Here is a 13281-nt window from a genome sequence, read left to right on the forward strand (position 1 = left end):
CATAAAAAAACCGCTTATTGTTAAGCGGTTTTTTTAGTCAAAAGTAAGCTTACTTATAGTAAGAATGCTCGCCACTTTCATGGTCGGTAATGTCACGAACACCTTTTAGCTCACCTTCAAAGGTGACTAGCATTTGTTTTTCAATGCCGTCTTTTAAGGTGACGTCAACCATTGAGCAGCCATTACAACCACCACCAAACTGGACGATAGCAAAGCCATCTTCGGTGATTTCGATTAGTTTTACATTACCGCCATGACTTGCTAGGCCTGGATTCACTTCCGATTGAATAAAATATTCAATTCGCTCGATCAACGGTGCATCATCTGCAACACGTTTCATTTTCGCGTTAGGTGCTTTTAGTGTTAACTGAGTGCCAGTTTCTTCCGTTACTAAATCGATGGTAGCGTCTTCTAAAAACGGTGCACTGACTTCATCAACTAAAGCATCAAAACCCTCAAAAGGTAAGAACACATCGGTGCGTTCAACCGCTTCAGGTGGGCAATAAGAAACACCACATTCAGCGTTAGGCGTGCCAGGGTTAACTACAAATACGCGAATATTGGTGCCTTCTGGCTGCGAGCTTAGCAGCTTTACAAAGTGTTGCTGCGCGTCACTGGAAATACTAATCATCACTATCCTCAAAAAACCTGACTAAATCACTCAGGCATTATAGCGTCAATAACAGGGTATTTAGTATCAAAAAAAGCACATTTGTGACGATTTTATGGCCTTGTGGTGGGCGTCCGGCAAATACACCAGATTTCAATTTGACTAACACCGGCCTTTTGTAGCTCTTTACACAAGCTATCTACAGTGGCGCCAGTGGTGACGATATCATCGATAATGGCAACATGGTTCAGTTGTGCTGGTAGTGCAGTTACTTTGAAAGCTTGTTGCATATTCCGCTTGCGTTGTTTGACATTGAGTTGTGTTTGGCTGGTGGTATTTTTAACTCTTTTTACCCAGTTTGATTGGCATGGGAGGTTTAACGTTTTAGCGCAATGCTCGGCAATCAATTGAGCTTGATTAAAACCACGTTGTCGCTCTTTGCGGGGATGAAGGGGGATTGGCAGCAAGGCTTGGGGTAAAGTTATATTAGCGGAGCTTGCTGTATATGCGCTGATTTTTTCAGCCATTAATTGGCCAAGAATATAGCTGTAGATGCTCTGTTTTTGGTATTTGAGGTGATAGATCAACTGATTGAGTGGGGGCTGAAATAAGCCACATGCATGTAATGACGAAAATTTGGGTGGTTTGCGGATACACTGGCCACACATGGATTCAGTGCTAGTGAGAGGTAGACCACAGCGTAAGCAATGTGGGTAAGTTTGTTTTAGGTCTTGATAGCAGGTGTGACAAACAAGGCCTGTTGTAATGCCTTGTTGGCAAAGTAAGCAGCTTAATGGCAATAGACGCTGGGCGTATTGGCTAAGCTTCTTTCTTGCAAGTGTTAATGCATGGGGTAACATGGAGGCTTTTTGAAGACTGAGCATAGGCACCATGACAAAAAAACTGAATATAACCAGTGTAGGACAAGGACGTGACCTTGTGTTGTTACACGGTTGGGGGTTAAACAGCGCGGCGTGGCAGGGCGTGCTACCACTACTTGAAAGCTATTTTACGGTGCACTTAATTGACTTACCGGGCTTTGGTGACAGTGAGCCTTTTGCGCTTCATACATTGCAGAATATGGCGCAAGCGGTGCTAGATAAAGCGCCAACTGAAGCTGTTTGGGTGGGATGGTCTTTAGGTGGCTTAGTTGCTACACAAGCTGCGTTGATGGCTCCTGACAGAATAAGGCGTTTAGTAACAGTGGCCTCAAATCCTAAATTTTCACAAGACCAAGATTGGCCGGGTATTCAACCTAAGGTACTGCAGCAATTTATTGACTCATTATCGGGCGATTTCAAAACCACTATTGAACGTTTTTTGGCCATTCAAGCGATGGGCAGTGAATCGGCAAGGCAGGATATAAAAGCGTTGAAAAGTTGGTTGGCAGAAAAACCGTTACCCGATCCTAAGGCATTAGCAGATGGCCTGGCAATTTTGCAGCAAGATGATTTACGAAGCCAACTAAAGACACTAGAGATGCCTTTTTTGGCGATGTTCGGTAAATTAGATCGCTTAGTTCCGATTGATGTTGCACAGCAAGTGACATTATTAGCGCCGGACTGCGAAATCTATGTCTTTGAAAAAGCATCACATGCGCCGTTCGTGACCGACAAAGAACAGTTTTCCGCTCAGCTTATTCACTTTTGTTTGGTATAAATAAGCAATTACTGCTGTAAAAATGAACAATTTTGAGCGATAATTAGCTTAGTTACTGGGCGAGAATTTAGCCATGAACATACAGTCTGCATTTAACATTGGCGTTGAAGGTTTTCAACGAGCACAGCAACAGGTGACAGAGAGTGCGTCAAACATTGCTCGTCAAGCTGTCGACAGTGCCAATGTCAGCGCTAGCCCCGAAGTTGTTCAAGATGGGCAAACAAGCGCAACCTTGTTACCTGCTGATCGTACCCAGCAATCGGTAGTAACAGAGCTGGTTAATTTGACTGTGGCTGAGCATCAAGCCAAGGCATCTGCCAAAACGATTTCAGCCGCGGATGAAATGATAGGCAGTATTATTGATATAAAAGTGTAATAAAGTATTTTGCAAGCAGGGGTTTAATTCGGGGCTGTTGGGTTAAACAAATTAGGCGAGATAGTATCAAGGAGTAATGAACATGAGGCAACGATCATGAATATGAATGTTCAGCTCCCTCCTATGGTGCCCTTGTCGTTGCAACCGCAGCAGAATGTTACGCGTAATGAAAACCGCTATCGCGAGCTTGTTCCGCAATTAACTAAAACAGAGCCATACAAAGCCGAGACAGAAGTTGGCTCGGAAAAAGACAAATCTAAAGTTAGCCAGCAGCAAGCTGGTGGTACCCATTCAACTGAAGCGCAAAATTCTGATATTCGTACTGTTCAAGGTAAAGAGCAGGGTGAGGGACAAGGCTCAGAGCAGCAGCCTAATCAGCAGCAGGCTTCTGATCAGCAAGATAATAACGGCGAAGGCAATCAGGCAGCTGGCCAACTTACACCACAAGAGCAAAAGATAGTTGACTCTCTTGAGAGCCGTCATAATGAAGTTGTCATTCATGAACGTGCGCATGCCAGTGTTGGTGGCCAGCATGCTGGCCAACCTAGTTACGGTTATGAAAATGGTCCCGATGGCAAACGTTATGCGGTATCTGGTGAAGTACCAATCAGTGTGTCGCCAATCGCAGGTGATCCTCAAGCCACAATACAAAAAATGCGTCAGGTGCGTGCGGCAGCGCTAGCACCACAGAGTCCTTCTGTTGCCGACAGAAGAATTGCAGCTGAAGCGACTCGTCAGCTTAATGCTGCTTATTCAGAATTAGCGGCTAGTCAAAAAGTTAAAAGTACAAGTGCGGATAGCGGCGAAGGTGATAACGAGACTCAAGCTTCTCGTGGTGGCTTAAGTGCTGCAGATACTCAAACGTTAAAAAGTGAAGATATTCATTCATTTAATCCAAGTAAAAAATATGGCCCTATTGCTCGCTCTGAGCAAGCCATGCAAACCGATAGGGCAATAGAGCAACGCTATTTTGGCTCTGTTGTGCCAAATGAGCGCCCAGCACTGCGTGCTTCCATTTAGCGTCTACTTCCTCGCGCCACTAACACTCCATACATGATCGCTCAATGACCGAGGATCCTATTCAAGTAGGAGCTGAGCTTGCTCAGCGAACATTACAAATGCCCTGAGCAAGCTCTGGTCCAACAAAAAACACGAAGCAACAAGTTCAACATACAAGGAGCGAAGTGATTCTGCGATCAATGATTCTACAAATCAGCTATCGTTAGCGTTTCTGTTTCGCCTTGTTAAAAGCATCAGCAAAAGCATTATTTAGCGGCGCAGCTGCTTTTTGCGGCTGGCGAGCCTTTGGTGCGTTAGTTTTTGACTGATGATTGTCTTTAGGTGCGTGGCGCAATGTTGGTTTAGTACCTTGCTCAACGGCTTGGTCTAGCTTCATAGTTAATGCTATACGCTTGCGTTGCACGTCTACTTCAACCACTTTTACTTTGACTATTTGTCCGGCCTTTACTACTTCACGAGGATCGGAAACAAACTTATTGCTCAAGGCTGAAATGTGTACCAAACCATCTTGATGGACACCAACATCAACAAAAGCGCCAAAGTTGGCCACGTTGGTCACCACGCCTTCTAAGATCATTTCAGGCTTTAAGTCATTAATGGTGTTTACGCCGTCTTTGAAGGTGGCGGTTTTAAACTCGGGGCGCGGATCGCGTCCAGGCTTATCGAGCTCTTTGATAATATCCGTCACCGTGGGTACACCGAACTCTTCACTGGCATAGACTTGCGGTTGAATGGTGCTTAACAGTGCGCTATTACCCATTAAGCTGGTGATATCCTGCTTGATATCTTTAAGCATCGCTTTAACTACTGGGTAGGCTTCGGGGTGCACCGCTGAGGCATCAAGTGGGTTTTTACCACCGCGAATGCGTAAGAAACCAGCACATTGCTGAAACGCTTTTGGCCCTAAACGTGCGACTTTTTTCAGCTGTGAACGGTCAACAAAAATGCCATTCTCATCCCGGTAGTCGACAATGTTTTGCGCCAGAGTGGGGTTTAACCCTGCCACATGGGTAAGTAACGCGGCAGACGCACTATTCACATCAACGCCAACCGCGTTCACACAATCTTCAACCACACCATCCAGTTTTTTCGCTAGTAATGATTGGTTTACATCGTGCTGATATTGGCCAACCCCAATTGCCTTGGCTTCTATTTTAACTAATTCAGCCAAAGGATCTTGTAAACGGCGCGCAATGGAAACGGCGCCGCGAATTGACACATCCAGTTCGGGGAATTCTTTAGCGGCCAGTTCAGATGCAGAGTAAACCGATGCGCCGGCTTCACTCACCATAATTTTTGTGAGCTTCAGTTCCGGCTTCGCTTTGATTAATTCTGCGACCAGTTGGTCGGTTTCGCGTGATGCGGTGCCGTTACCTATGCTGATCAGTTCAACTTTATGTTGCTGACATAATTTAGCTAACTCACTGAGCGAACCTTGCCAATCTTTACGTGGCGCATGAGGATAAATAGTACTGTATGCCAATAATTTACCTGTGCCATCCACCACTGCAACTTTAACCCCTGTACGCAAGCCTGGGTCTAACGCAAGCGTGACTTTCGGGCCACCGGGAGCGGCCATTAATAAATCATTTAGATTTTTGGCAAACACATTGATAGCTTCAATTTCTGCCGCTTCACGTAGATTCGAAATCAATTCATTCTCTAACTGCATCAATAGTTTAATGCGCCAAGTCCATTGCACCACGGTTCTCAACCAAGGGTTGCAAGTAAGTTGATTCACTTGCATGTAGCGGGCAATCAAGGTTTCCCCAGTGCTGGGCAAGGTTTTATCTTCACGCTCAGGGTCGGCGTTTAAACTGAGTTGCAGTATTCCCTCATTGCGTCCACGTAAAATAGCGAGAGCACGATGTGATGGGATCTGGCTAATTTTTTCGCTGTAAGCAAAATAATCTTTAAATTTGATGCCTTCTTGTTCTTTGCCTGCAATCACTTGAGCATCTAAGGTTGCGTTTTGCTGCAAATAAGAGCGCACTTGGCTGATCAGTTCGGCATCTTGTGAATAACGCTCCATAAGAATGTATTTTGCGCCCTCTAACACTGCTTTGGTATCGGGGTAGTTTTTTTCGGGGCTAAGATAAGCGCTTGCTTGGGTTTCTGGATCAAGTGAAGGCTGTGTTAATAGCATATCTGCAAGGGGCTCGATACCTGCCTCAATCGCCATTTGACCTTTAGTGACACGCTTTTGCTTGTAAGGTAAGTACAAGTCTTCAAGGCGAGTTTTGGTATCAGCATCAAGCAGTAGCTGATGCAGCGCATCACTGAGCTTACCTTGCTCTTGAATGGTACTAATAATGCTGTTGCGTCGATCTTCTAGTTCGCGTAAATAAGTTAGCCTTTGTTCTAAAATACGCAGTTGGCCATCATCAAGGCCGCCGGTAACTTCTTTACGATAACGCGAGATAAAAGGCACGGTTGCGCCTTCATCTAATAGTTGTACGGCGGCGTTGATTTGTGCGGTGCTGGCACCAATTTCTTGAGCGATTGTATTATGAATAGAATGCATTGTTTTCTCAGAGTATAAAATTTGGGAAAGCGAGGGGATTCATCAAAGATCGTAATCTATTTTATTGATATACCAAGTCTTCTCACCCGAAGGCGTGTGAACGATAGCTTCGTCATCAACGGATTTTTTTAGCAGCGCTCGCGCCATTGGCGAGTCGATGGAAATGTAGTCCTTGCGGCCATAAATTTCATCGGGGCCGACTATTTTAAAATTCAGTGTTTCGCCTGCATCGTTTTCAATATTAACGATGGCACCAAAAAACACTTTTCCTTGTTGTTGAGGCGATGGGGTAACGATGGTGAGCTCTTCGATGCGCTTGCGCAAGAACCTGACTCGTTTATCAATTTGCCTTAAAACGCGTTTATTTTCTTTATAATCGGCGTTTTCAGAACGATCGCCCAAGCTGGCTGCCCATGCTACTTTTTGCGTGATTTCTGGGCGGTATTCGCGCCATAGATGATCGAGTTCGGCTTCTAACTTTTTCATGCCTTCTGGCGTAATGAGATTTGTCTTCAATCTTGTAATTCACCATGCTGTCGATTGCTTGCGCTCTTTATAGCGTCTATGGCTAGCTTTTTAAAGTCTAGTGATGCAAATAAGCGAGGAGTGAACGACTATGTGTTGCGCTGGATTGATGAGAAGCGTGAAAAGCGGGACTCATGGTCCCGCATTTATTTGCTGGTTAAGTGAACCTTATAGTTGTGGCCCGGCGGCTACCAGTGCTTTTCCTTCCTCGTTGTCAGTGTATTGCGCAAAATTATTGATAAACAATTGCGCCAAATTCTCTGCTTTAATATCCCATTGCTCTGCAGACTCATAGGTGTCTCTAGGATCAAGGATCGCAGGATCTACACCGGGCAGAGCGGTTGGCACCGCCAAGTTAAAGATTGGAATCGTTTTCGTTTCCGCCTTTTCAATCGAGCCGTCTAAGATAGCATCGATGATGGCGCGGGTGTCTTGAATCGAGATCCGCTTACCGGTGCCATTCCAGCCTGTATTAACTAAATATGCTTCCGCGCCTGCCGCTTCCATTCGTTTCACTAGCTCTTGGCCGTATTTGGTTGGGTGCAGTGTTAAAAACGCCGCGCCAAAACAGGCTGAGAAAGTCGGAGTTGGCTCGGTAATGCCGCGTTCAGTACCGGCTAATTTGGCGGTAAAACCAGATAAGAAGTGGTACTTAGTTTGAGCTTTGGTTAGCTTAGATACCGGTGGTAGCACGCCAAAGGCATCAGCCGTTAAAAATATCACTTTGTTAGCGTGGCCCGCTTTAGATACCGGCTTAACAATGTTATCTATGTGGTAAATGGGGTAGCTAACACGGGTGTTTTCGGTTTTACTGCCATCATCATAATCGACTGTTTTATCGTCGCGCACGGTTACATTTTCAAGTAATGCGTCACGTTTAATGGCTTTGTAAATATCCGGCTCGGCTTCTAAACAAAGGCGGATGGTCTTGGCATAACAACCACCCTCAAAGTTAAACACGCCTGAGTCATCCCAACCGTGCTCATCGTCACCAATTAAGGCGCGTTTAGGATCCGTTGATAAGGTGGTTTTACCGGTGCCGGAAAGACCAAAGAATATAGCAGTGTCACCATTAGCGCCGACGTTTGCAGAACAATGCATTGATGCCATGCCGCGCAGTGGCAGCAGGTAATTCATCATCGCAAACATGCCTTTTTTCATTTCACCGCCGTACCAAGTTCCACCAATAATTTGCATTTTTTCGGTGAGGTTAAAAGCGATGAAGTTTTCAGAGTTTAGGCCGTGTTGCTGCCAATTTGGGTTGGTGGTTTCAGAGCCATTTAGTACCACAAAATCGGGTTCAAATTCTGCCAATTCATCTGCGCTAGGTCGAATGAACATATTCGTGACGAAGTGTGCTTGCCATGCAACTTCAACAATAAAACGCACGGCCAGGCGAGAATCTTTGTTAGCGCCACAAAAGGCATCAACAACAAACAGGCGTTTATTCGATAGCTCTTCTACGACTAAAGATTTGAGATCTTGCCAGACTGCTGGGGTGATGGGCTTGTTATCATTCTTTCCTTGATCTGACCACCAAATTGTATCGCGAGTAACATCGTCTTTAACGATGTATTTATCTTTTGGTGATCGCCCTGTAAAAATCCCTGTGTCCACCGCGACAGCACCTGACTCGGTTACAACTCCACGTTCAAACCCCACTAAGTCGGGTTTTGTCTCCTCGACAAACAAGGTTTCATAAGAAGGGTTGTGTACCACTTCTTTCACACCTTGAATGCCGTATTTACCTAAGTCTTGTGCACTTAATAGAGTTCTTTCCGCGTCGATAACTGTCATATTTATCTCCAAGGTTACTTTTTAGTTTGTTCATTAATGATTCTATTACTTTATAAATAGAATAATGGGATACGCTTCAAACTTAAGAGTAAAGTGTCGTGATAAATACAACTACTTGTTAGTTTCTCCGGTTTTTTCTAGTGTTTTGTTTTATTGCTCTGCAAGGATGGGTTATTGGTAGCAAATAATGCTTCCACGTCTAGTGCATCGAAATGGTAAGCGGTGCGACAATATTCGCAATCCATATCGATTTGACCTTTCTCTTGCAGAATATCAAGCAGCTCACTTTTCTCGACCGATAACAAGGCTCCTTCACACTTTTCTCTTGAGCACCCACATTCAAAAACAATGGCTTGTGGTTCAAAAATACGAACAGCTTCTTGGTGATATAAGCGGTACAGCAAGGTTTCCGCGTCTAGGCCAAATAATTCATCGTCTTTTAAAGTCTCAGCCAACGTTGTGACATGGCTAAATTCAGCTTCATGTTCTTCTTTTGCTGTCGGCAGCTTTTGTAATAATAGACCAGCTGCCATTTTTTGGTCGTTATAAAGGCCTGTTTTTAAGATAAGTTTGGTAGCTAATTGCTCTGACTGGGCAAAGTAGTTTTCTAAGCTGTCGGTTAACGAGTTACCGACTAGCTCAACCACGCCTTGGTAGCGCTCACCTTCGTTTGGCGTGATGGTGATTAATAGAAACCCTTTACCCACCATTTCGGTTAAGTTCGCATCGTCTGCTGGGGTCGATTTATAGCGCGCTACGCCACGTAAAGCTTGATTATGATCACCGTTAATAGCCGCTAAATGCACCGGACCATCGCCTTGTAATTGAACGTTTATATGGCCTTCAAATTTTAGAGTGGCAGTTAATAGGCTGGTGGCTACAAATAACTCACCGACTAAACGCTCAATTGCGGCCGGGTAGTTGTGGTTACGTAGAACGTCTTGGTAGCTTTGGCTAAGTTGTACGAGTTCGCCACGCACATCGTAATCTTCAAATAAAAAACGGTGTAGGTGGTCTAATAAAGGTTGTGTTGGTGCTTGGTCCATGGGAACTCCAAAAAATTAGTTTTCACTGCGCTGTGATTTTACTTTAATTAATTCTCTGCGCTGTTTTTTATCCGGCCGACGATCTGGGTGCGGGGCATGCAAGGCACTTAGCTTTCTTAGCTCAGCGTGCTGTGCTCTTAGTGCAATACTGGCCTCAGTTTCTTCGTAAAGTAGTTGGGCTTGCGGTGCACTTTTACGTTGCCCCTCAACTTTTAGTACCACCACTTCTTTATTATCATGACCTTGGCGAACAGTAATCGTTGCGCCAACCTCAACCAATCTACTTGGTTTAGTGCGCTGACCATTATACTGTACTTTACCTCCTTGAATCACGTCCCTAGCAAGACCGCGAGTTTTAAAAAACCGAGCCGCCCATAACCATTTATCAAGGCGTACGCCATCGTGCTCTGACATTGGAATTTCTCGTTCTTGTTAAACTTATCATGCTTAAGATATGGTGACGGTAACAGTTTTTATCAAGTCTCACCGTTGTGGCTGTTTTTTGTTTTCATCATCGTGTTACACTCGCCATCATAAAAAATGCATTGTATTTAATGTAATGTGATGCGTGTAGCGTATATATTTGAACTTAACAAGACAGAATCGAGTATTTATTATGTATTGTGAGGGCTAAGAATATTGCCCATCTCTCATAACCCAATTTTTATACTTGAGTGAAACACTCGCCGCGGGCTAGTATGGTCTCTATCGGCAGGATGCTGTGTTGTAATAAATTAGGAATGTAGTAATGGATAAGTTCTCTGGTGTACTGATGCGCCTGAGCGGCTTGCCCCAGCAAAAGCTTTCTTCAATCGCTTTTTATTCTTTGCTGGTGCTGCTCTGTTATCAGTTAGCCCACTTGACTTGGATGGTCATGCCTTCAGGTTCAACAAAATCAACGCCTTGGCGTCCCGCCCCCGTTGCACAGCAGGGAAATAGCAATCAAGGTATTAACTTGACTGCTATCACTGCATTGCATCTATTCGGTGAGTTTAATAAAAAAGTCGCTCCAGTGTCGGTTGCGGCTAAGCCGAAGGTTGCTCCTAAAACTAAGCTCAATGTTAAGTTGACGGGTGTATTAGCTTCTACTGTGCCACAAAATGCTGTCGCTATTATTGAAGACAGAGGTAGGCAGGATTCCTATTTCATTGGTAATAGTATTGGTAACACGGGGGCGGTGCTGAAAGAGATTAAGTTTGACCGTGTGATTTTAGAGTATCGTGGTGATTTACAAACCTTGATGCTTGATGGTGAGACTTATGCGGCCAATAAAAATGCGTCTAGTCAGCCAGCTGAACCTAAAGCCATACGTGAAGCACCTGTTGAGCTAGAGCTTAACCGTGCTGAGTTATTGGCTAACCCCAGTAAAATCACTGATTTCATTTCTATCTCACCTGTGCGTAATCAAGGTGCGCTTATTGGCTATCGGATTAATCCTGGCCGAGACGCCACTATATTTCAGAACGCGGGGTTACAAGCAAACGATCTCGCCGTTAGCCTTAATGGCATTGACTTAACTGATATGCAGCAGTCAATGAGCTTAATGCAAGAGTTTCCTACTATGCGTGAAATGACCTTGTCGGTAGAGCGCGACGGCCAAATTCACGATTTATATTTTAGTCTGCCCGAATAATAAGAAAGTTGGAGCAAGTAAGAATTATGAGAATTTCAGGGACCCGGCGTAAATTAAGCGCCCTTTGTGCAGGATTGCTATTAGCCGTGAGCGCTAACATTTCTGCTGCTGAATATTCAGCCAGCTTTAAGGGCACTGACATCAACGAGTTTATTAATATCGTTGGTAAGAACCTCAACAAAACTATCATTATCGAACCCTCAGTTCGCGGCAAAATAAACGTCCGTAGTTATGATTTGCTTAATGATGAGCAATATTACCAGTTCTTCCTTAATGTACTTGATGTCTACGGTTTTGCTGTGGTGGAAATGGATAATGGCGTGATGAAAGTCATCAAAGCTAAAGATGCCAAGGTTTCAGCCATTCCCGTTGTTGACGGTAAAAATCCGGGCAAGGGAGATGAAATGGTGACGCGAGTGGTGCCCGTGCGTAATGTATCGGTACGAGAGCTTGCTCCTTTGTTACGCCAGCTAAATGACAACGCTGGTGGCGGTAACGTGGTTCATTACGACCCGTCAAATGTTATTATGATCACGGGCCGTGCAGCTGTGGTTAATCGTTTGGTGGAAATTGTTCGCCGCGTAGATAAAGCGGGTGATGAAGAGGTTGATATTGTTCGCCTTCAGTTCGCTAGCGCTGCAGAAATGGTGCGAATTTTAGAATCTATTCAAAAGCCAGGCGATGGCAAAACCAATACACCAAGCATGCTAAAACCTCGAATGGTTGCTGATGAGCGCACTAATTCCATTATTATCAGCGGTGAGCCGCAAGCGCGTAAACGCGCAGTGCATTTAGTTAAGCAGCTTGATAGTGAATTAGAAACCAGTGGTAACACCCGCGTATTCTATCTTAAATATGCTAAAGCCAAAGAAATGGTTGATGTCTTGAACGGTGTGAGCAAATCAATCGAAGGTGAAGTTAAGGGGGCCAATGGCGCAGCTGCAGGCGGTTCAAAGAATAAACAGTCTACCTTAAATATCGAAGCTCACGAAGGCACTAACGCGATTGTCATTACTGCGCAGCCTGATGTGATGGGGTCGTTAGAAGCGGTTATTCGTCAACTCGATATTCGCCGTGCTCAAGTATTGGTTGAAGCCATTATTGTTGAAGTAGCAGAAGGTGACGGCATTGGCTTGAGTGTGCAGTGGGCAACCCTTGCTGGTGGTGGTACGCAATTTAATACCAATGGTGCATCACTGAGTGAAATCGCCGCGGGCGTATACCAAGCGAGACCGCAAGACGGTACAACAATTTATGATCCTGCAGGAAGTGGACAGCCGATCAAAAACCCAGACACTCCTGGTGATGTGACAGCACTCGCGAGCGTATTGAGCAAAGTGAGCGGTATGGCGGTTGGTTATGCGACTAATGACTGGGGCGTAGTGTTACAAGCCTTAGCAAGCTCGAAAGGTTCAAACATTCTTGCCACGCCAAGTATCACGACATTGGATAACCAAGAGGCCAGCTTTATTGTTGGTGATGAAGTACCCGTTAAAACAGGCTCAGCAGCTAGCGGTAATAATGACAATCCATTTACCACCATTGAACGTAAAAAAGTGGGTATCCAGCTAAAAGTGACCCCACAAATCAATGAAGGCGACGCGGTACAGCTGGTTATTGAGCAAGAAGTTTCTAACGTAAATGGTAATACGGGTGTCGACATTACTTTTGCAACTCGTGCTGTGAAAACAACCGTGTTAGCAGACAGCGGCGATACCATTGTCATCGGTGGTTTAATTGACGAAAAAGTAGATGAATCGGTCGAGAAAGTGCCTTTACTGGGAGACATTCCTTATCTTGGTAACCTATTTAAGTCGACCAGTAGTAGCACCTCGAAGCGTAATTTGATGATTTTTATTCGTCCGACCATTATTCGTGACAGTAATAAAATGGCGAGCCTAAGCTCTCGTAAGTACAGCCTAATGCGTGCAGTGCAGCTACAGCAGCAAGCACAAGGTGTTAATTTAATGCCTAATACCGATGTGCCGGTGTTGCCTGAATGGGGTCAAAGTCCAGAAATTAATCCTGAAGTGTTCGACTTCACCAAGAAAAAACGTCGTGCGCCAGAAGCCAGCAGTAATTAAGGATGCA

General features: G+C 44.8%; 12 protein-coding genes. 5 read left to right on the forward strand and 7 right to left on the reverse strand.

From position 1 onward, the window contains the following. Positions 1-49 precede the first annotated feature (49 nt). Both nfuA and K1M91_RS10390 read right to left on the reverse strand, forming a co-directional pair. Positions 50-631, reverse strand: a complete 582-nt coding sequence (gene nfuA, locus K1M91_RS10385; protein ID WP_232801688.1) for a Fe-S biogenesis protein NfuA — start codon at positions 629-631, stop codon at positions 50-52. A gap of 92 nt (positions 632-723) precedes the next feature. Continuing rightward, positions 724-1494 (reverse strand): ComF family protein, encoded by a 771-nt coding sequence (locus tag K1M91_RS10390; RefSeq protein WP_232801689.1) that lies wholly within the window; start codon positions 1492-1494, stop codon positions 724-726. A gap of 7 nt (positions 1495-1501) precedes the next feature. Between K1M91_RS10390 and bioH the strand changes: the two genes are divergently transcribed. The 3 genes from bioH to K1M91_RS10405 all read left to right on the forward strand — a co-directional run bounded on the left by bioH (position 1502) and on the right by K1M91_RS10405 (position 3665). Continuing rightward, positions 1502-2269 (forward strand): pimeloyl-ACP methyl ester esterase BioH, encoded by a 768-nt coding sequence (gene bioH, locus K1M91_RS10395; RefSeq protein WP_232801690.1) that lies wholly within the window; start codon positions 1502-1504, stop codon positions 2267-2269. A gap of 73 nt (positions 2270-2342) precedes the next feature. Then, positions 2343-2645: a hypothetical protein gene (locus K1M91_RS10400; protein WP_232801691.1), complete on the forward strand. Its 303-nt coding sequence runs from the start codon at positions 2343-2345 to the stop codon at positions 2643-2645. 96 nt (positions 2646-2741) lie between these two features. Continuing rightward, positions 2742-3665 carry a putative metalloprotease CJM1_0395 family protein gene (locus K1M91_RS10405; RefSeq protein ID WP_232801692.1) on the forward strand — a complete coding sequence of 308 codons (924 nt, stop codon included), beginning with the start codon at positions 2742-2744 and terminating at the stop codon, positions 3663-3665. 202 nt (positions 3666-3867) lie between these two features. Here K1M91_RS10405 and K1M91_RS10410 read toward each other — a convergent pair whose 3' ends face one another. From K1M91_RS10410 to hslR, 5 genes are all read right to left on the reverse strand, one after another. Beyond that, a complete protein-coding gene (locus K1M91_RS10410) occupies positions 3868-6189 on the reverse strand; it encodes a Tex family protein (protein WP_232801693.1) in 2322 nt (773 codons plus the stop codon). A gap of 42 nt (positions 6190-6231) precedes the next feature. Continuing rightward, positions 6232-6705: a transcription elongation factor GreB gene (gene greB, locus K1M91_RS10415; protein WP_232801694.1), complete on the reverse strand. Its 474-nt coding sequence runs from the start codon at positions 6703-6705 to the stop codon at positions 6232-6234. A 177-nt stretch (positions 6706-6882) separates the two neighbouring features. Continuing rightward, complete coding sequence (gene pckA / locus K1M91_RS10420; protein ID WP_232801695.1) at positions 6883-8511, reverse strand: phosphoenolpyruvate carboxykinase (ATP); 1629 nt, start codon at positions 8509-8511, stop codon at positions 6883-6885. 137 nt (positions 8512-8648) lie between these two features. Next, on the reverse strand, positions 8649-9557 hold the full coding sequence (gene hslO / locus K1M91_RS10425; RefSeq protein WP_232801696.1) for an Hsp33 family molecular chaperone HslO: 909 nt from the start codon (positions 9555-9557) through the stop codon (positions 8649-8651). A 15-nt stretch (positions 9558-9572) separates the two neighbouring features. Continuing rightward, the gene (gene hslR / locus K1M91_RS10430) at positions 9573-9971 is read right to left on the reverse strand and encodes a ribosome-associated heat shock protein Hsp15 (RefSeq protein ID WP_232801697.1); all 399 of its coding nucleotides are present in this window, start codon (positions 9969-9971) and stop codon (positions 9573-9575) included. Positions 9972-10305: 334 nt separating this feature from the next. Here hslR and gspC point away from each other — a divergent pair, with 334 nt between their 5' ends. Together gspC and gspD are read left to right on the forward strand one after the other, a co-directional pair. Continuing rightward, positions 10306-11190, forward strand: coding sequence for a type II secretion system protein GspC (gene gspC / locus K1M91_RS10435; protein ID WP_232801698.1), 885 nt, complete (start codon positions 10306-10308; stop codon positions 11188-11190). A gap of 26 nt (positions 11191-11216) precedes the next feature. Further along, a complete protein-coding gene (gspD, locus tag K1M91_RS10440; protein ID WP_232801699.1) occupies positions 11217-13274 on the forward strand; it encodes a type II secretion system secretin GspD in 2058 nt (685 codons plus the stop codon). Positions 13275-13281: the final 7 nt, after the last annotated feature.

This window comes from Motilimonas sp. E26, from assembly GCF_021278025.1.
GTDB lineage: Bacteria > Pseudomonadota > Gammaproteobacteria > Enterobacterales > CBDFNC01 > Motilimonas.